This window comes from Devosia rhodophyticola (assembly GCF_028816475.1).
Classification (GTDB): domain Bacteria; phylum Pseudomonadota; class Alphaproteobacteria; order Rhizobiales; family Devosiaceae; genus Devosia; species Devosia rhodophyticola.
This window is the reverse complement of record NZ_CP118247.1, coordinates 2,194,723-2,212,565: the sequence shown is the minus strand read 5'-3', so window position 1 is coordinate 2,212,565 and position 17,843 is coordinate 2,194,723. Positions and strand designations below refer to the sequence as shown.

The following is a 17,843-nucleotide window of genomic DNA, read 5'->3' as shown; positions in this document are numbered from 1 at the left end:
CCTACCAACTTACCGCTGTATATTTTGCCTCGCAGAATTCGAGGATCCCATGGTGCGCGCCCTCACGCCCCAGCCCGCTTTGCTTGACCCCGCCAAACGGCGCCGCAGGGTCCGATACGAGGCCGCGATTGAGCCCCACCATGCCCGCTTCAAACCGGTCCGCAACCTGCAAACCCTTTTTCATGTCCTCGGTATAGACATAGGCAATCAACCCATATTCGCTGTCATTGGCCAGCGCGATGGCTTCGTCCATCGTTTCAAACACTGTGATCGGCGCTACCGGCCCGAATATTTCATCGCGCACCAGATTGGCATCGCCCGGCACCTTGGTCACGACCGTTGGCGGATAGAAATACCCATCCCCCTTGCCCATTTCCCCGCCGACCAGCACATGAGCACCATCTTCCACCGCCTCGCGCACCCATTCATCAATCCGCTCGATGGCGGCCAGATTGATCATCGGACCACAGGTCACACCCTCTTCATAACCGGCACCCAACCGCATCGCGCCCATGCGTTCAGCCAGCCCTCGTGCAAACTTGTCGGCAATGCCGGCCTGCACATAAAAGCGGTTGGCTGCGGTGCACGCCTCCCCGCCATTGCGCATCTTGGCAATCATGGCCCCATCAAGCGCCTTTTCCAGATCAGCATCATCAAACACGACAAAAGGCGCGTTGCCGCCCAATTCCATCGAGCAACTGATCACCTGATCTGCCGCTTCACGCAAAAGAATCCGCCCTACATGGGTCGAACCGGTGAACGACAGTTTGCGCACCTTGGGATGATGCAACATCGCGCTGATCAGCTTGGCGGTCTTGGAGGATGTAACGACATTGACCACGCCCTTTGGCACACCCGCCTCGTCCATCAGTGCTGCCATCGCATAGGCGGTCAGCGGCGTTTCAGTTGCCGGTTTCAACACAACGGTACACCCGGCCGCCAATGCAGGCGCCATCTTGCGCGTCGCCATTGCTGCCGGAAAATTCCACGGCGTTATCAGGACACTGACTCCAATAGGCTGATATTGCACCATGATGCGATTATTGCCGTTCGGCGCCAGCGACAGATCGCCGTTGATCCGCACCGCTTCCTCGGAAAACCAGCGGAAAAATTCCGCCGCATAGGCAACTTCGCCCCGCGCGTCAGGCAGCGCCTTGCCGTTTTCAAGACTGATCAGCCGCGCCAGCATTTCAGCCCGCGCCACCATCAGCTCAAAACATTTGCGCAAGATTTCGCCGCGCTGCCGAGGCGGTGTCGCCGCCCACGAGGCCGCAGCATCCGAGGCCGCATCAACCGCTGCCAACCCGTCATCAACAGTGGCATCGGCAATATCGGCGATGACCTGTCCGGTCGATGGATCAAGCACATCGATCCGCTTGTTCTCGGCACCCTGCCGCCATGCACCGCCGATCAACAAATCGGTCTTGACCCCGTCCATCAGTCCAAAGCCTTCGAGCGATTTTGGTATATTGAGCATTTGTCCTGCCTTTCAAATTTCTGCGTCGAGCAGGTCGCGGCGCCCGGCATGGGCCGCCTTGATAATCGTGCGCATCGCTGCAACGTCCAGTGGTCGTGGGTTGTTCTTGACCAGACGCGCCGCACCCATCGATTGCTCGGCGCACCATTCCTGCTGATCGTGCTTGAGGCCCAACGCTTCAAGGTCGCGCGGGATGCCGATCTCGCCAAATAATGTTTCCACCGCCACGATTGCCCGTTCGGCATTGGCATCATCATCGTCGCGCGCAACGACAACGCCCATCGCCTCGGCAACCTGGGCCATCGAAGCTGTGGCGTGTGAGCGGTTGAAGTGCATAACATAGGGCAACAGACACGCGACCCCGGACCCGTGCGCCGTGTGGGTTAGGGCGCCAACCGGATATTGAATCGCATGGGCCGCCGCCGTTCCTGCTACCCCAAAGGCCATCCCAGCCAACAGCGCTCCCAGCATCACGCTTTCGCGGGCGGCCATATCTTCGCCTGATGCAACCGCGCGCGCCAGTCCATCACTGAGATGGCTGATTGCTTGCCTTGCATAGGTATCACTGAGCCCGTTCTTGCCCACAAAAACATGCTCATGCGTCGTTTGCCCATCAATCGGCCGAGCCAGCGCCGTCAACGCCTCAATGGCGTGGGTCAGTGCATCGGCCCCTGCGATTGCAGTCAACCCAGCCGGACAAGTCAGCGTCAGTTCAGGGTCGCAAATGGCGGTATGGGGAATTAGAAACGGACTGGCGATACCAACCTTGAGCACGCGGTCGCTATCGGCCACCACGGCTACCGGCGTTGCCTCGCTGCCTGTTCCTGCCGTGGTCGGCACGGCAATCAAGGGCACCACAGGGCCTGGCACTTTGAACTCACCAAAATAATCGCGCGGCGAACCGTCATGCGCCAGCAACAGAGCGGTAGCTTTTGCCATATCAAGACAGGACCCACCGCCGATCCCAATAACTATATCGGGCCCGAAGGCGCGCCCCGCCGCAACGCATTGCTCAATGGCAGCCAGTGGCACCTCGGGCGGCGTCGCGTCAAATATCTCAATGCTCAACCCGGCAGTGCGCAACCCGTCCATCATGGCGACGAAATCTGCTTCCGCCCCCATGCGTTCGTCCGTCACCACCAGCGCTCGCTGTCCCAATTGGCCGGCATAGCCGGGCAGGGATTGGCGTTGGCCACGTCCGAAAACGATATTGCGCGGCGACCGCCCTGTAGCAAACATCCCCATTTCAAATTTCTCCTCTGGCAAGCGCCGTATCACGCAGCCGCTGCATGCTCGACCAAACACTATCGGCTACCGGCACCCCGCCCCTGAGCCGTTCAGCTTTAAGCGCACGACCCCGCTCGCCGGGTATCAATACCTGATCAAAGCCGTCGGCGGGTTCGGCCTGACGCAAAATTTCGAGATACCGTGCAATCGCCTCACCCTGCCCCGACACCGGATCAATGACGATAAACACATCGCCCTTGTTGCAGAGCTGGTCGGCATCCAGCGTGCCAACGACATCGCGCCCCAACGCCGTCCCGGTCAGCGCCGTCACCATCAGTTCAAACGCCAGGCCCAATGCATAACCCTTGGCCGCGCCAAATGGTGCAATTGCCCCCGCTTTTGCCGCCTCGGCGTCGGTGGTTGTGTTGCCCTGTGCGTCCAGCGCCCAACCCTCGGGCAGCGCTTGCCCGCGATGCGCCCGATCGTGAATTTCGCCCATCGACACAAGGCTTGTGGCCAGATCAACAACAAACGGTCCGTCCGCGCTGGGAACACCAATCGCAATTGGATTGGTGCCGATCAATGCCTGCCGCCCACCATAGGGGTGCACCAGCGCTTCACTGGTCGAGAGCACAATTCCCACCTGCCCGGCGCGCGCAATCGCTTCTGCATAATAGGCCAGCATGCCGATATGGTTGGCGTTTGCGACCGCCGCCACGGCAATCCCCTGGCTTTTCGCAGCCGGTGAAATGGCCGCCAGCGCTGCTTCAGCCACCACCGGTCCCAGCCCGTTCTGCCCGTCAACGCTGACAAATCCCGGCCCGCGCCAATCATGGCTGCCACTGGCCGTAGCGCTCGCCACCCCATTGCCGATGCGCGCCACCAGTCGCTCCAACCGCAAAAATCCGTGCGACGGAACCGCCCGCAATTCGGCGTCCAACAACAGGTCCGCCTGCAATCGCGCACCGCCCTCGGGCACGCCTGCGCCCTTGAGCGCCGCCGTCGCCACGTCTCGCAATTCGACTGCATCAACCAGCGGCATGGAAAATCCTATACGATATCAGATATCGCAACCTGCCCGGCTCCGGTCCACACTGTCAACCGCTCCCGTGCAGATCGCAGTGCTTAGCCAAACACCACCGTCTTGTGCCCATTGAGCATGACCCGGTTCTCGCAATGCAGCTTGACCGCGCGCGCCAAAACCCGCGCTTCGATATCGCGGCCCGCCGCCACCAGATCCTCGGCGCTCATTGAATGACTGACTCGCGCCGTTTCCTGTTCAATAATCGGGCCCTCGTCCAGCGCTGGCGTCACATAATGCGCCGTCGCACCGATCAGTTTGACCCCGCGATCATGGGCCTGATGATAGGGCTTGGCCCCTTTAAAACTCGGCAGGAACGAATGGTGGATATTGATGATCTGCCCAAATAGCCGCGTTGATAATTTGTCCGATAGCACCTGCATATAGCGCGCCAGAACCACCAGATCGATGTTCTCGCGCTGCACAAGATCCATCACCAACGCTTCCTGCTCAGCCTTGGTGTCCCTGCTCACGGGCCAATAGTGAAACGGAATGTTCTCAGCTTCCGCAATCGAGCGCGCATCTTCATGGTTGGAAACAATTCCCACCACCTCGGCGTCCAGCCACCCCACCTTGATCTGGTAGAGCAAGTGCAACAACACATGGTCGAACTTGGAAACCATCACCACGATGCGGGGGCGGCTGGCCTGATTAACCAGTTGCGTCTTCATGCCGAACCGCGCGACCGACGGCTTTAGGGCCAACTCAAGCACTTCCCGGCTGGTGCCCATTGCCGCATTGAACGCCAGCCGCATGAAAAACTGCCCGGTCTGGCGATCCCAAAACTGGTTGCTTTCAGCAATATTGGCATCTCGCGCCGCCAGTTCAGTCGTGACTGAAGCCACAATCCCCGGTCTGTCCTCACAAGACAGCGTCAGCACAAAACTCTGCGGCTCCAAAATGCTCTCCATCGGCTTGCAAGCGTGGCTGCGCGAGGAACCGCGCAACCAAATTCGGCCTTTGGATAAAGCGCTTGGCCGCTATCGGCAAGCCAAACCTTATGGCGCGATTTCGCTGACCGCGACGCGACGCCCTTCAGCCACCGATCTCAAAGCCGCTTCGGCAAGGATCAAGGCCTTGAGCCCATCCTCGCCCGATGGCGTCGCCGCCTTGCCGCTACCAATCGCCGCAATAAAGCTGGTAATCTCGTTGGCATAGGCCTCGGTATAGCGCGTCATGAAAAAGTCATGCAGCGGTGGCCGGGTAAAACCCTTGCCATTGGCAATCTCGATCGAAACTGGCCGCTGGTTTTCCGCGCTTACCAGTCCTTGTGCTCCAAGCACTTCAATGCGCTGATCATAGCCATAGCTGGCCCGCCGCGAATTGGAGATTGAGGCCTGCGCGCCGCTCGCCGTTTCCAGAATGATATTGGCACTGTCAAAGTCCCCGGCGGCCTCAATCGCCTTGTCCACCAGCACCGAGGCATGCGCCGTCACCAGAATCGGCTCGTCGCCGAGTAGGAACCGCGCCATATCAAAATCATGGATGGTCATGTCGCGAAAAATTCCGCCTGACCGTCCGATATAGTCAATCGGTGGCGGTCCCGGATCGCGCGAAATGATATTGACCATTTCAACCGCGCCGATCTGCCCGTCGACAATCGCTTGCTTGACCGCCATGAAATGAGGATCAAACCGGCGATTGAACCCCACCATCAGCGTGCCTTTGTGCCTGGCCACAACCCCAAGACAAGTCCGCACTCGCTCAACACTTAGATCAATCGGCTTCTCACAAAAAACCGCTTTGCCAGCGACCGTGAACTGCTCGATCAAATCAGCATGGGTGTCGGTCGGGGTGCAGATAACCACTGCATCAATATTCGGGTCAGCAGCAATGCTATCAATATCTAAGACCACACACCCATATGCCTTGGCCAGATCATCAGCCGCCACTGCAAAGGCATCAGCCACCACAACCAGTTCGGCATCAGGATTGGCGGCAATTGCCTTGGCGTGCACCTTGCCAATCCGGCCCGCACCCAACAGCGCAAAACGAACACTCATTCAGAAAACTCCATTTAGGTCAGGGCTTGAGTAGCCACTCATGTTCAGCCGCATTGTGAAACTTCCAGATCCGCGTCGGTCCGGCCATCACGTTGAGATAATAGAGGTCATAGCCATGGGTCGCCGCGACCGGATGATAGCCCCTGGGCACCAGCGTCACATCGCCATCTTCGACCGCCATCGCCTCATCAAGCGAACGATCATCGGTATAAACCCGCTGAAAGCCAAAGCCCTGCGGCGGGTTCATCCGATGATAATAGGTCTCTTCGAGCTGGCTTTCGTGTGGCAGATTATCCTTGTCGTGCTTGTGCGGTGGATAGGACGAGGTATTACCGCCCGGCGTGATCACCTCAACCACCAGCAATGACTCTGCGGGCTCGGTCTCGGGTAAGATATTGACCACATGGCGCACATTACTGCCCTTGCCACGCGTCAGCGCCTCAGCATCCCTTGGCGCAATCACCCGAGCCACGAAATTGCCCACCGTTCCCGGCGCGGAACAAACTGCCAGCGTCAACTCGGTCGTCGCGGTAACCGCCCATTGCGTCCCCGCCGGCGCATATAGCGAATAGGGCTTGCCGTCAAACGGGCTCATCCTTTGGCCCAGTTCGCCAAAATCCTTGTCCCCCGCCTGCGCCGTGCCTTTGCCGCTGACAAAAACAAGGCACATTTCGCGCCCAGCTTCACCACCCGAAACAGTCTCGCCCACCGCAAGCTGATGCAGATCGAACCCGACATAGGTCCAGCCTGCCGTTTCGGGGGTCACATGATGCACCCGCCCTTTGCTCGCCTGCGGCTTGATCAATAGTTTCGACATAGTATTCTCCGGTTTGCAGCATCGGGCCGCCGTTATTGCTTGGGAAAGCCTTGCGTTTCCACGGTGTATCCGGCCGCTCCCATCACCCGCAAAAGCTCTTTGTGACCAACCTCTGCCATTTTTTCCGGTGGATTGGCCTTGGGGTCCTGCTCCGCCTCCACGACAAGCCAGCCCTCATAGCCATGATCGGCAAATTTTTGCACAATCGCTTCAAAATCCAGCGATCCGTCGCCCGGCACCGTAAACGCCCCGAGCGCCACCGCATCGAGAAACGATTGCCGGGTCCTGTCCAACGCCTCAATCACACCCATGCGCACGTCCTTTACATGAACATGTCTGATCCGCTTGTGATGTTTGTCGATGACACCCAGAACATCCCCGCCCGCAAAGGCCAGATGTCCCGCGTCATACAACAGCGGAATCCCTGCTCCCGACCCGTTCATGAAGGCGTCAAGTTCCGCTTCGGTTTCAACCACCGCGCCCATATGGTGGTGATAAGCCAGCGGCATGCCTTTTTCGGCGCACCACTCACCAAATTGGGTGACCTTATTCGCATAGGCCTTCATTTCGCTTTCATCTAGCCGGGGCTTTTGCGCCAGCGGTACCGAGCGCTGTCCCTGAATTGAACGCCCCACTTCGCCATAAACAATGCACGGCGCATCCACGGCCTTGAACAGCTCGATCATTGGCTCGATCCGCGCCATGTTGACAGCCAGCTCTTCATCTACCAGCGTGCCCGAAAACCAACCCCCGCAAAGCGTCACGTCCGCCGCCTTGAGGATTGGCAGCATCACGGCAGGATCGTCGGGAAACCGCCGCCCTTTTTCCATGCCGGTAAAGCCTGCCGAGCGCGATTGGCTCAGGCATTCTTCAAGCGTTACATCGTCACTCAGTTCAACCAGATCATCGTTCCACCAGGCGATGGGCGACATACCAAGTTTTGCCTTCACGGGGCTCTCCTGAAATATTAGGGCCGCTGCTTCTTGCGCGCCTGTTCGTAATTTTCGCGCGCCACATTGACTTCGCTGCGCGCTGAAACTTCAGGCACCGCCACATCCCACCAGTGCCCGCCCTCATCGGTCGTCACCAGCGGATCGGTATCAATCACGATAACACTGGTCACCGCATCGCCTTCCGCTTCCTTGAGCGCCGCTTCCAGATCACCAATGGAATTGACCTTGCGCGCCACCGCGCCCAGGCTTTTGGCGTGCGCCGCAAAATCTATCCTGGGCAGCTCAACATGTCGGGTATCCTTGAGCAGATTGTTGAAGTTGGCCCCACCCGTTTCCATCTGCAGCCGATTGATGCAGCCGTACCCGGCATTATCGAGCACAACAATGGTCAGTCGGGCCCCCAGCATTATTGAGGAAACAATTTCGGAATTCAGCATCAAATAGCTGCCATCCCCGACCATCACGACAACATCATCATCAGGTCTTGCCAGCTTGACGCCAAGCCCCCCGGCAATCTCGTAGCCCATGGTCGAAAAACCATACTCCATGTGATAATTGCCCGGTTTTTTGGCCTGCCAGAGCTTATGCAGTTCTCCCGGCAATCCGCCTGCCGCACACACCAGCACCGAATCTTCGCGCGTCCGCAATACCGCCCCGATGACCTGTGCATCGGACGGCAATTCGGCGTTGCCCGGTGCCATGGCCTTGTCGGCTTCATGCAGCCAATCCGCCTTGCCGTCGCGTGCCCTGTTGGTCCAGTCGGTTTCCGCTTCCCAACCCATCATCGCGGTGTTGAGCGCATCCAGCCCCACCTGCGCATCGGCAATCAGCGGCAGGGCGCGATGCTTGGCGGCATCGAAAATCTGGGTATTGAGTCCAATGATCTTGAGCGCTTCATTCTTGAACAGCGCCCATGAACCGGTGGTAAAATCCTGCAACCGCGTCCCCACCGCCAGAACCACATCTGCGTCCTCCGCCAGTTGGTTGGCCGCCGATGTGCCCGTCACCCCAACCGACCCCATGTTCATCGCATGATCATGGGCCAGCGCCGATTTGCCCGCCTGGGTTTCCAGCACGGGAATGCCATGGCTTTGCGCAAAACGCCCCAACGCCGCGCTGGCGCCAGAATAAAGCACCCCACCACCGGAAATGATCACTGGCCGCTTGGCCTGCATCAAGGCGCCCGCCGCTTCGGCAAATTCATCTGCATCTGGCATCACCCGGCGCTGCCGCCAGACTTTTTCATCAAAGAACCCTGTGGGATAATCATAGGCTTCCGCCTGCACATCCTGACACAGCGACAAGGTCACTGGCCCGCATTCGGCCGGATCGGTCAGCACCTGCATGGCACGCGCCAGCGCCGGCATGATTTGCTCGGGACGGGTAATCCGGTCGAAATAGCGACTGACCGGCCTGAAGCAATCATTGACCGTCACCGTGCCATCGCCAAAATCTTCGGCCTGCTGCAAGACCGGATCAGGCCGACGATTGGCAAACACATCGCCCGGCAACAGCAACATCGGCAATCGGTTGACATGCGCCACAGCCGCCGAGGTGACCATATTGAGCGCCCCCGGTCCGATTGAGGAGGTGCACGCCATGAACCGGCGTCGAAAACTGGCCTTGGCAAAGGCTGCGGCCGCATTGCCCATACCCTGCTCGTTCTGGCCACGATAGGTCGGCAACTGATCACGCACACCGTAAAGGGCTTCGCCCAGTCCCGCGACATTGCCATGCCCGAAAATCGCAAACACGCCGCCAAATATCGGGCACACCTCGCCCTCGATCTCAACCTTCTGCGCCGCCATGAACCGCACCAGCGCTTGCGCCATCGTCAATCGAACTGCTTTCTGGCTCATGCTAATCTCTTCCTGCTTTTTGCCAACTCTTACCGCCCCGCGACGGGGAGACCGAGGGTGCCTATGCTGCGACTTGGCCCGCTACCCGTTCCCAGACCAGCGTCAGTGCTTCAAACCGCTTGGCCATATCGTCAATTGCTTGGGCATCGCTCATCGTCCCCGCTAGCCAGCTGCGCGCCGCTTCGCCAAATATTGTGCGCCCCACGGCAAATCCCTTCACTGAGCGCGCCACTTGCGCTGCAGCAAATCCGGCCTCCAGTTCAGCCATCGGCGCGTCCAGCCCCAACAGCACAACGCCACGACACCAGGGATCATGCTGCTCAATTGTGGCATCAATTTCCTGCCACGCGGCGGGCGACGCCTGCGGCTCCAGCTTCCACCAATCTGGCTTCAATCCGGCCTGATAAAGCTCATCCAGCGCCCGGGGCAACGTGTCCTGCTCCAATACGCCGTGCTTGCCCGCGATGATCTCAATCAGCAATTCTCGTCCGACGGTCCGCGCCGCTTCCTGCAGGCTGCCCAGCTTTTCGATTTGGGCAGTCTTTAGGTCTGGCTCATCATCCGGATGATAAAAGCACAGCACCTTGATGCAGTGGTCGATATGCCAATCAATCAGGCGACTGCCCGCATCCTGGGAAAATTCGAACCGTAAGGGGCGTGAGCCGGGTTCTTCAAACGGCTTGCCGATCCAAAACCCCTGCTTTTGCGCAGAAAACAGGGCCTCGCGGCCATATTTATCGTCCAGCAGCATACCAAATCCCGCGCGTCCCCGGGCAATTTTTGTCGCCGCCTGAACTGCTAAAAGTTTGAACGCGCTGATTGCTGCACCATCGCGCCCCGCCGCTGCCGCCATTTCCTCAAGCTGACTGCGATGATCTATCGCCAGCGCCATTAATCGTGGCTGCTCAATGCGCCGAGTTGTCGCCCGATGCAAATGGTTGATTGCCTCATCCTTGCGCAGCGCTTTTTCCGGGCTACCATTGGTCAGGAAGTATTGAAGTTCGGCAAAGGTTGGAATTTCGGGGGAGCACAAGAGCCGCGACACCGCAAACGCGCCACAGGCATTGGCCCAGGTCGCCGAAACATTGTGCGTTTCCCCCCGCAACCAGCCGCGCAGGAAACCGGACATGAAACTGTCCCCCGCCCCCAGCACATTGAAAACTTCGATGGGAAAACCAGTCCCCACAATTCCCTCTTCGAGGTCGTCGGGAATCTCGCCCTCATAAACGATGCAGCCCATCGGTCCGCGCTTCAGGACAATTAGGCCATCTGAGACCGCCCGAATGGCCCTGAGCGCCGCCACCAAATCGCTTTGTCCCGCCGCGATCAGCACTTCTTCTTCAGTGCCCACGATCAGGTCGCAATCGGCCAGTACCGGCTTGAGTTTGCTCGTCACATAGTCAGACGCGACATAACGGCTATCGCCCGCCGAATGCCCTGCCAACCCCCAAAGATTGGGTCTGTAATCAATATCGAAAATAACCTTGCGCCCGTGCGCCTTGGCAATACGAATCGCCTTTTTCTGTGCCGCCTCGGTATTGGCTTTCGAAAAATGCGTCCCACTGACCAGAACTGCTCCGGCGCCGGCAACAAATGCTTCATCTATGTCGGTTTCTTCCAGCGCCATGTCGGCGCAGTTTTCACGATAAAATATCATCGGAAATGCCGCGTCATTCTCAATGCCGAGCAATACAAGCGCCGTCAGCCGTTCGGCGTCGGTCACGATGCCGGTTACGTTGACCCCTTCGCGAACCATCTGCTCGCGGATAAACCGCCCCATCTGCTCGTCGCCCACCCGCGTGATCAGCCCTGTTCTAAGCCCCAATCGCGACGTCCCAATAGCAATATTGGACGGGCACCCGCCAACAGCTTTGGAGAAACTGGCGACATCCTCCAGCTTGGTGCCAATCTGTTGGCCATAGAGATCAACTGACGAACGCCCGATGGAAATCAGTTCGAGTACAGGAGCCGCCTCGTCATCACCTGAATTGACCATCTAATCCTCCGAAAACCGCGCGATGTCACACTCAACGTTAGCAGATGCTAACGCAAATCCGCGCAAAAAATGCAGCACAGGTTCTATGTCATAGCCAACATGGAACGTTTATTCTATATTGAAAATGTCGAGGCGATCGATTTATGGCGCGCTCTTGTGCCGCCGCCGCCATTCGGCCACGGCCACTGTCAAAGCCATGGCCAACGCCATACCCGCTGACAACGAGCGAAATCCGGCATGGTCCGCCTCAACGACCTCAAACCAGGCTGCAGCCTCGCCAGCCAAGGGCGAGAACGCCGAATCTGTTATGGCAATCAATGGGATGCCCCGGTCCGTCATCATCCGTGACTGCCCCACAGTTTCGGGCGAATAGGGAGAAAAAGAAATCGCAATCGCCGCATCGTTCGGACCCGCCATCGCCACCAGATCGTCGTCGATCCCCACCGATGTTGCGATCAACTGGTTGCGGACGCGCATCTTTCCAAAGGCATAAGCCATATAGATGCCGATCGGCGCGGCCCGCCGCTTGGCCAGCAGATAAATCGTGTCCGCCCTGGCCAATAATTCCACCGACCGCTCAAATGTCGCCGGATCAATCGAGTGCGATAAAGTCTCCACCGACCGACCGGCAGCCGATAAAAACCCGTTCAAAATTCCAATGTTTTCCGACACTTCCGCATTGTCGGCTTCAAGTGCCCGCAGCCGGTCTTCATAGGTTGAATTGCGCTCGCGTAACCGAGCCCGAAAAATTTGCTGTAACCCAGAAAAGCCGTCAAATCCAAATTGCTGGGCAAATCGCACCAGTGTCGAAGGCTGCACCGCCGCCGACGCCGCAATGCTTGCAACGGTTCCGAAGGCAATTTCGTCAGGGTTATCAAGACTATAGGCTGCCACCTGCGTCAGCCGTTTGGGCAAATCATGCCGTCGTTCCATGATCGCCTGCCGCAAGGCCTCAAAATCCTGCGGGATCTGGCTTTTCGCGATTTCTGACAATTCTGCCCGCTCCTTCTGCTACCCAATTGTAGCCGCATTCACATTACGATTGAATACCAACAGTTTAATCGCGGGAATAGCATTTGCCACTAGGATTGGATTGATCAATCCCAGTCATTTCAGCAACTGCCCTGCCGACAAAATCGGCTCTACCCACCTTTTATCGGTGTTATCGCCTGTTGGCCCCTTTCCTGTCAGCTGAAATTTCCACATGACAAGACCGCGCTATATTTGGCCCGCCAAACTTTATCCGTACGAACGCAAATTCGCCACCGACGTGAATTTTTTGCCTCAATGATTGACATAACATCAATTCTGATATTACCTCACAATTATATGGTTCTACCAAAAATACGATGCGTGGCGTGACAGTACCGCACACAGCAAGGTTTTCTATCAGCTCAAATTAGGTTGGCGCCCCCAAGCCGACATGGAGGCCACAATCTCAAAACCCAATGTCATTTTCGTCATCACTGATGATCAGGGTTACGGCGATATATCTTATCACGGTAATCCGACACTAAAGACCCCACACTTGGACCGCATGGCCAGACAAAGCGTTCAGCTGGACAACCACCATCATGACCCCGTTTGCTCGCCCTCACGCGCGGCGCTGATGACCGGGCGCTATTCAACGCGAAGCGGCGTCTGGCACGTGGTTGAGGGCCGCCATCAGCTTGATACAAGCGCAACCACGATGGCCGATTACTTCGCCCAAAGCGATTATCGCACCGCAATGTTCGGCAAATGGCATTTGGGGGACAACTATCCCTTCGCGCCCCAGCATCGCGGATTTGAGACTACCATATATCATGGCGGCGGCGGCATCGGCGAACTACCCGACTATTGGGGTAACGACTTTTTCGATGATGTCTATTTCCACAATGGCGAGCCCAGGCAGCACGAGGGATACTGCACCGACATCTTTTTCGATGAAGCAATGGACTACATCGAAGGCAAGAAGGACGAGCGCTTTTTCGTCTATCTGGCGACCAACGCCATGCACTCGCCCTTCCACGTTCCCGAGTCCTATGCCCAACCGTTCCGCGATCAGGGCATCCCCGAAGAGCGGGCCCGGTTTTATGGGATGATCACCAATTTCGATGACAATATGGGGCGCCTGTTTGCAAAGCTCGCGGAGCTCGGGCTTGATGAGAACACCATTGTTGTTTTCACCGCCGACCACGGCACGGCCGCTGGATTTGATCCCGAAACCGGTTCAGGTTTTAACGCCGGCATGCGCGGAAAAAAGGGGGCCGTCTATGAAGGTGGACACCGCGTCAACTTCTTCCTGCGTGCGCCCGGATATCTCCCGTTCGAGCACAAGATCAGCGGCCTGACAGGCCACATTGATGTGCTGCCGACGCTGATTGACCTGTGCAAATTGCCGGTACAACCAAACGACAGCTTTGATGGCGTTAGCCTCGTTCCTCAAATACTTTCCGATGAACCCGCACCAGAGCGCAGCCTTTTTGTGCACCTGCAGCCAGACGTTCCCAGGAAATGGCACCATTGCGTTGTGATGCGCGGCAATTGGCGCTTGATCAACGGCATCGAACTCTACGACGTGAACACTGATCCCGGCCAGTCTACCGATATTGCCAGCAACGAGCCCAACATCGTTGCCGAACTGCGGCAGGACTACGAGGGCTGGTGGGAAAGCCTCCAACCGGCACTTGCCGATTATGTCTATGCCCTTGTCGGCTCACCGCCTGCAGATCCATGTCTATTGACCGCGCGAGACTGGCATCCCACCGCCGGGAAAATTCCATGGATGCAGGAATGGGTTAGCGATCCAGACCGAAATGCCAATGGTTTTTGGGCGCTCGATATTGTCGTACCGGCGCACTATGAGATCGAACTGCGACGCTATCCGCGCGGCGTCGCAGGTGGGCTCGGCGCGCAGACGGCTCGGCTGAAAATCGGCGAGACCGACCAGTCAGAACTGCTCAAGGGTGATGAGGATTGCGCCCTATTCAATACTTGGCTGGATACGGGGAAAACCACGCTTCAAGCTTGGCTTTCTGGTGAAAAGGACCAAGCCGAACGCGGCCCGTATTTCGTCTATCTCACAAAACTGGAAAAGACCTAAGGGAAGAGAACGTGACACTAAAACGATCAGACGTCGTCATCACGCGACCGGGTACGATGGAGGAATTCAAACGGTTCCGGGCGACCGCCCTTGGGTGGGGATTCTTGCCCGAACCCGACCGACGCGGACTTGAGCCGGACGAGGTGATGAAGCGCTTCGTTGACGAGGCACATCGCTGCGGGGTCAAGTTTCAGGGCCGCGTAGAGCTGGATGCCGACTGGATGGGCATGATCGACTACGACAGCAACTTCATGGAATCGGTGGTCCGCGACCTCGACTATATGCCTGTCACGACCTGGTGGGAGCACCGCTACAAGGGCCATCCCGCCTACCATTATTGCACCAACGCGCCCGGATACCGGGCTTATTTGATCTACCAGCTCGAGCGGGTCGTTGCATCTGGTGTGGATTGGCTGATGATCGACTCGGCAATTCCCACCATCGGCGCCCTGAGTCGCCGCTACGGCGGGTGTTTTTGTGATCATTGCATGTCGGGGTTCAAATCCTATCTCGGCCATAAACTGTCCAAAAAACAATTGGCAGAACACGGCATTTCGACCCTCTATGGCTTCGACTATCGAACCTACCTACGCGACAAAGGCGTAACCTCCGATCAATATCGCGAAGAAACCACCGTCCACCCCCTCCCTGCCCCTTCTCAAGGAATTTTTCGACTATCAGTGGGACGAAATAAACGGCCTGTTTCAACTCTTCAAATCATCCGCCTGCAACCTAGCCGGCCGCAATATCCCCATGAGTTCGAACTCGCCATTTTATAGTGCTTCTTATATGTACGCAGTCGATCAACACGACTTCTACACTAATGAGATGAAATATCTTGGCAACAAGGACGAAGTATTTCCGCGCGACGTCATCCATACCTACAAATTGGCCGACGCCATTGAACGGTTACTGGCGATTACAGCTGTTCCGCAAGACTTCGAGCCAGCCAGGCTGGACGATCGCATCGCCAAAATACGCCTATGGATTGCACAAGCCTACGCGTTTGGCCATGTGTTCATGGTTCCAACCAAAATGTGGTCGATCAGAATTACCAATGAGGCCGATCACTGGTATCACAGCAAAGTCGGCGACTATGAGGACCTCTATCACTTCGTTCGTGACTATTCGCAGCTTTTTGATGGGTATGAGGCGGTCGCAAAAGTCGCGTTGATCTTCAGCAACGGGGTCTCTCGAAAATACTCCAAGGAACAGTTTCAACGCAGCGCACCGGCGACCGCGATAGTTGATGCAACCGCCGCACTGACCCACGCCAATATTCCGCATCGATATATCGTGGCTGGGGATGATTGGATCAAGGACAGTCTATTGTCTGAGGATCTGACCAACCTTGACGCCGTCGTGTGCTTTGACAAGGAATACCTTAACGATGCACAAACCAGAAAACTGGATGAAATCGGCACCAAGCTAATCACTTGGACCAATGCCGAGCAGTTACTCAGCACCATCACCCCCTCTATTTCGGTGCATGGGGCCGACAATATTGTGGTTCAGGCGCGCGAGAACAAGGATGACGCTAGCGCACCTCTAATTCTGCACCTCGTCAATTTCAATCTCGACCATGATGACGACGCGTTCACGGTTCAAAATGACGTTGATATTGCCCTTGGCCGGTCATTGACCGGGCGCGCGTTTACTTCAGCCAGATTTTATGCGCCGGGCGTAGAGCCAGTGGCACTTCAGATCAATTCACAAGGTGAGGAAACCGTGATCCGGGTCCCACATTTGTCCATGTGGGGAATTCTCACGCTGGCGTAAATTATAGATTGGCGCGGCACCAGTTGCCGTGCCATTTCCGATCGCTCGTGCGCCTCAAGGCACGGCCAGCCGCCTGAGATCACTCTCGATGATTTTTTGGTATCGCCCAAAATGGTATCCATATTTTCCCCCGCCCGGAAAACGCGGCCCGTCAATTCATCGAACCGACCGCTAGCGAACGCCAAGGCTATCTCGGAAGCATCTTCAGGCGGCCGTGATTTCGCTTCGAGCATTTCGGCTTCGCGCTTAAACTTGTCTTGATTGCCCGGCATGTTGACCAATCCAGGCAGCAGGGCAAAAGCAAAAACACAGTGATGCTCCAGGGCGACGCTCTCCGTAAAGCGCATCATCGCTGTCTTGCCGACAGCATAACCGGTCACACAGGTAGCCTCGGCAGTGATTTCCCGGAATGGACCACAGCCCTTATGCAGGCCCGCATTGTTGACCAATAAGCCAACGGGCCCGTTGACTTGGTTACATTCGGCACACGCCCGCTCAACATCATCCAGACTGGTCACATCGGCAGCAATCCCGATCACCTTCCCATTAGATTCGCTCAGCTCGGCCACCGCGCGATCCAGTCGATCCTGGTCGCGCGCGATCAAGGCTACATTTGCGCCTTGCCTTGCAATCGCTGCCCCAATGACCAGACCAATGCCTTGGCTGCCCCTGGTGTCACTGATTTGGGAATATCCGCTTTCCTTGAAATATGGCGGCCGGCTAGTACCCCACCTCAACATCAACCACATTGACAAGTGGTCGATCCGAGCCGAAGCGCTTTGCATTTTCAATCAGAATGGCGACACCTCGCTCGTGGGTCTCAACGCAGTGGGCAGCGTCGTGTGGCGTCACGATGGTGTTTGGCAAGTCCCAGTACGGGCTATCAGCGTCGAGCGGCTCCACCAGATGCGCGTCCAGCCCCGCGCCTGCTATGCGCTTTTCACGCAGCGCAGCAATCAACGCGTCATCCTGAACGATGCCCCCCGCGACACACAGACGTAATAGGCGGTTCGCTTCATACAATCGAGCTCAGCAGCGCCAATCAAACCGATGGTATGCGGCGTCCGCGGCAAGGTGTTGACGACAAAATCTGCCTCTGCCAGCAAGCCTTGCAATTCATCCCCGCCGCAGACCCGATCAAACTCGGGCGAACTTGTGGGGGTTCGCCGATAGGCCAAAACTTTCATGCCAAAGGCACGCGCTCGCTTTGCCAGTTCCTTTGCCGAGTGGCCTGCCCCCAAAATGGCGCAGGTTTTGCCAGCAAGTTCGATGTTCACATGGCCTGACCACTGTCGTGCCGCCTGCGCCTGCCAGTAGCTAGGCATATCCCTGGCCAACATCAGCATCATCAGTATCGCATGTTCGGCCAAAGGAATTGCCCCGTTACCCTTGCTACAGGTCAGCGTGATATTGGTCTGGTTAAAGCTGGGGTATAGCTGATCCTGCGGCCCCGCCGCCCAGGAATGGACCCAGACTAGACGCTTGCTGGCCCGGGCTAACGCCGCCTCCGACACAAATCCCGCAACGGCATCAGCATCATGAATGCGTTCGCAAAGCGCCTCCTGA

Annotated in this window: 14 protein-coding genes and 1 pseudogene; 3 read left to right on the top strand and 12 right to left on the bottom strand. The window is 57.3% G+C overall.

The annotated features are described in order from the left end of the window. Nucleotide 1: 1 nt before the first annotated feature. The 10 genes from PSQ90_RS10860 to PSQ90_RS10815 all read right to left on the bottom strand — a co-directional run bounded on the left by PSQ90_RS10860 (nt 2) and on the right by PSQ90_RS10815 (nt 12,346). Nucleotides 2–1,477: an NAD-dependent succinate-semialdehyde dehydrogenase gene (locus PSQ90_RS10860; protein ID WP_282210333.1), complete on the bottom strand. Its 1,476-nt coding sequence runs from the start codon at nt 1,475–1,477 to the stop codon at nt 2–4. Between the two features lie 12 nt (nt 1,478–1,489). Continuing rightward, entirely contained in the window at nt 1,490–2,722 is a 1,233-nt protein-coding gene (locus PSQ90_RS10855) for an iron-containing alcohol dehydrogenase (protein ID WP_282210332.1), read from the bottom strand. 1 nt (nt 2,723) lies between these two features. Continuing rightward, nucleotides 2,724–3,746 (bottom strand): Ldh family oxidoreductase, encoded by a 1,023-nt coding sequence (locus PSQ90_RS10850; protein ID WP_282210331.1) that lies wholly within the window; start codon nt 3,744–3,746, stop codon nt 2,724–2,726. 83 nt (nt 3,747–3,829) lie between these two features. After that, nucleotides 3,830–4,696: a formyltetrahydrofolate deformylase gene (gene purU / locus PSQ90_RS10845; RefSeq protein WP_407648110.1), complete on the bottom strand. Its 867-nt coding sequence runs from the start codon at nt 4,694–4,696 to the stop codon at nt 3,830–3,832. Between the two features lie 87 nt (nt 4,697–4,783). After that, the gene (iolG, locus tag PSQ90_RS10840) at nt 4,784–5,788 is read right to left on the bottom strand and encodes an inositol 2-dehydrogenase (RefSeq protein ID WP_282210329.1); all 1,005 of its coding nucleotides are present in this window, start codon (nt 5,786–5,788) and stop codon (nt 4,784–4,786) included. 19 nt (nt 5,789–5,807) lie between these two features. Beyond that, entirely contained in the window at nt 5,808–6,605 is a 798-nt protein-coding gene (gene iolB / locus PSQ90_RS10835) for a 5-deoxy-glucuronate isomerase (RefSeq protein WP_282210328.1), read from the bottom strand. A 32-nt stretch (nt 6,606–6,637) separates the two neighbouring features. Beyond that, the gene (gene iolE, locus PSQ90_RS10830; RefSeq protein WP_282210327.1) at nt 6,638–7,555 is read right to left on the bottom strand and encodes a myo-inosose-2 dehydratase; all 918 of its coding nucleotides are present in this window, start codon (nt 7,553–7,555) and stop codon (nt 6,638–6,640) included. Between the two features lie 17 nt (nt 7,556–7,572). After that, the gene (gene iolD, locus PSQ90_RS10825; RefSeq protein ID WP_282210326.1) at nt 7,573–9,417 is read right to left on the bottom strand and encodes a 3D-(3,5/4)-trihydroxycyclohexane-1,2-dione acylhydrolase (decyclizing); all 1,845 of its coding nucleotides are present in this window, start codon (nt 9,415–9,417) and stop codon (nt 7,573–7,575) included. A 61-nt stretch (nt 9,418–9,478) separates the two neighbouring features. Continuing rightward, complete coding sequence (locus PSQ90_RS10820) at nt 9,479–11,413, bottom strand: bifunctional 5-dehydro-2-deoxygluconokinase/5-dehydro-2-deoxyphosphogluconate aldolase (protein ID WP_282210325.1); 1,935 nt, start codon at nt 11,411–11,413, stop codon at nt 9,479–9,481. Between the two features lie 141 nt (nt 11,414–11,554). Continuing rightward, on the bottom strand, nt 11,555–12,346 hold the full coding sequence (locus tag PSQ90_RS10815) for a MurR/RpiR family transcriptional regulator (RefSeq protein WP_282213035.1): 792 nt from the start codon (nt 12,344–12,346) through the stop codon (nt 11,555–11,557). Between the two features lie 490 nt (nt 12,347–12,836). Here PSQ90_RS10815 and PSQ90_RS10810 point away from each other — a divergent pair, with 490 nt between their 5' ends. The 3 genes from PSQ90_RS10810 (at nt 12,837) to PSQ90_RS10800 (ending at nt 16,277) form a co-directional block, all read left to right on the top strand. Beyond that, on the top strand, nt 12,837–14,498 hold the full coding sequence (locus PSQ90_RS10810; protein ID WP_282210324.1) for an arylsulfatase: 1,662 nt from the start codon (nt 12,837–12,839) through the stop codon (nt 14,496–14,498). A gap of 104 nt (nt 14,499–14,602) precedes the next feature. Continuing rightward, a complete protein-coding gene (locus tag PSQ90_RS10805; protein WP_282210323.1) occupies nt 14,603–15,277 on the top strand; it encodes a hypothetical protein in 675 nt (224 codons plus the stop codon). 10 nt (nt 15,278–15,287) lie between these two features. Beyond that, nucleotides 15,288–16,277 (top strand): hypothetical protein, encoded by a 990-nt coding sequence (locus tag PSQ90_RS10800; RefSeq protein WP_282210322.1) that lies wholly within the window; start codon nt 15,288–15,290, stop codon nt 16,275–16,277. Here PSQ90_RS10800 and PSQ90_RS10795 read toward each other — a convergent pair. Together PSQ90_RS10795 and PSQ90_RS10790 are read right to left on the bottom strand one after the other, a co-directional pair. Beyond that, a complete protein-coding gene (locus PSQ90_RS10795; protein ID WP_282213034.1) occupies nt 16,199–17,017 on the bottom strand; it encodes an SDR family NAD(P)-dependent oxidoreductase in 819 nt (272 codons plus the stop codon). The two genes, PSQ90_RS10800 and PSQ90_RS10795, sit on opposite strands and share 79 nt — an antisense overlap. Next, nucleotides 16,998–17,602, bottom strand: a pseudogene (locus PSQ90_RS10790) (NAD(P)-dependent oxidoreductase). Before PSQ90_RS10790 ends, PSQ90_RS10795 begins: the two are co-directional and overlap by 20 nt. Between the last annotated feature and the right edge of the window lie 241 nt (nt 17,603–17,843).

Excerpts from the sequence above, each read along its gene's own strand:
- PSQ90_RS10860 (WP_282210333.1), bottom strand. The coding sequence starts at position 1,477 with ATGCTCAATATACCAAAATCGCTCGAAGGCTTTGGACTGATGGACGGG.
- PSQ90_RS10855 (WP_282210332.1), bottom strand. The coding sequence starts at position 2,722 with ATGGGGATGTTTGCTACAGGGCGGTCGCCGCGCAATATCGTTTTCGGA.
- PSQ90_RS10850 (WP_282210331.1), bottom strand. The coding sequence starts at position 3,746 with ATGCCGCTGGTTGATGCAGTCGAATTGCGAGACGTGGCGACGGCGGCG.
- purU (WP_407648110.1), bottom strand. The coding sequence starts at position 4,696 with ATGGAGAGCATTTTGGAGCCGCAGAGTTTTGTGCTGACGCTGTCTTGT.
- iolG (WP_282210329.1), bottom strand. The coding sequence starts at position 5,788 with ATGAGTGTTCGTTTTGCGCTGTTGGGTGCGGGCCGGATTGGCAAGGTG.
- iolB (WP_282210328.1), bottom strand. The coding sequence starts at position 6,605 with ATGTCGAAACTATTGATCAAGCCGCAGGCGAGCAAAGGGCGGGTGCAT.
- iolD (WP_282210326.1), bottom strand. The coding sequence starts at position 9,417 with ATGAGCCAGAAAGCAGTTCGATTGACGATGGCGCAAGCGCTGGTGCGG.
- PSQ90_RS10820 (WP_282210325.1), bottom strand. The coding sequence starts at position 11,413 with ATGGTCAATTCAGGTGATGACGAGGCGGCTCCTGTACTCGAACTGATT.
- PSQ90_RS10815 (WP_282213035.1), bottom strand. The coding sequence starts at position 12,346 with ATGGAACGACGGCATGATTTGCCCAAACGGCTGACGCAGGTGGCAGCC.
- PSQ90_RS10810 (WP_282210324.1), top strand. The coding sequence starts at position 12,837 with ATGGAGGCCACAATCTCAAAACCCAATGTCATTTTCGTCATCACTGAT.
- PSQ90_RS10800 (WP_282210322.1), top strand. The coding sequence starts at position 15,288 with ATGTACGCAGTCGATCAACACGACTTCTACACTAATGAGATGAAATAT.
- PSQ90_RS10795 (WP_282213034.1), bottom strand. The coding sequence starts at position 17,017 with ATGTTGAGGTGGGGTACTAGCCGGCCGCCATATTTCAAGGAAAGCGGA.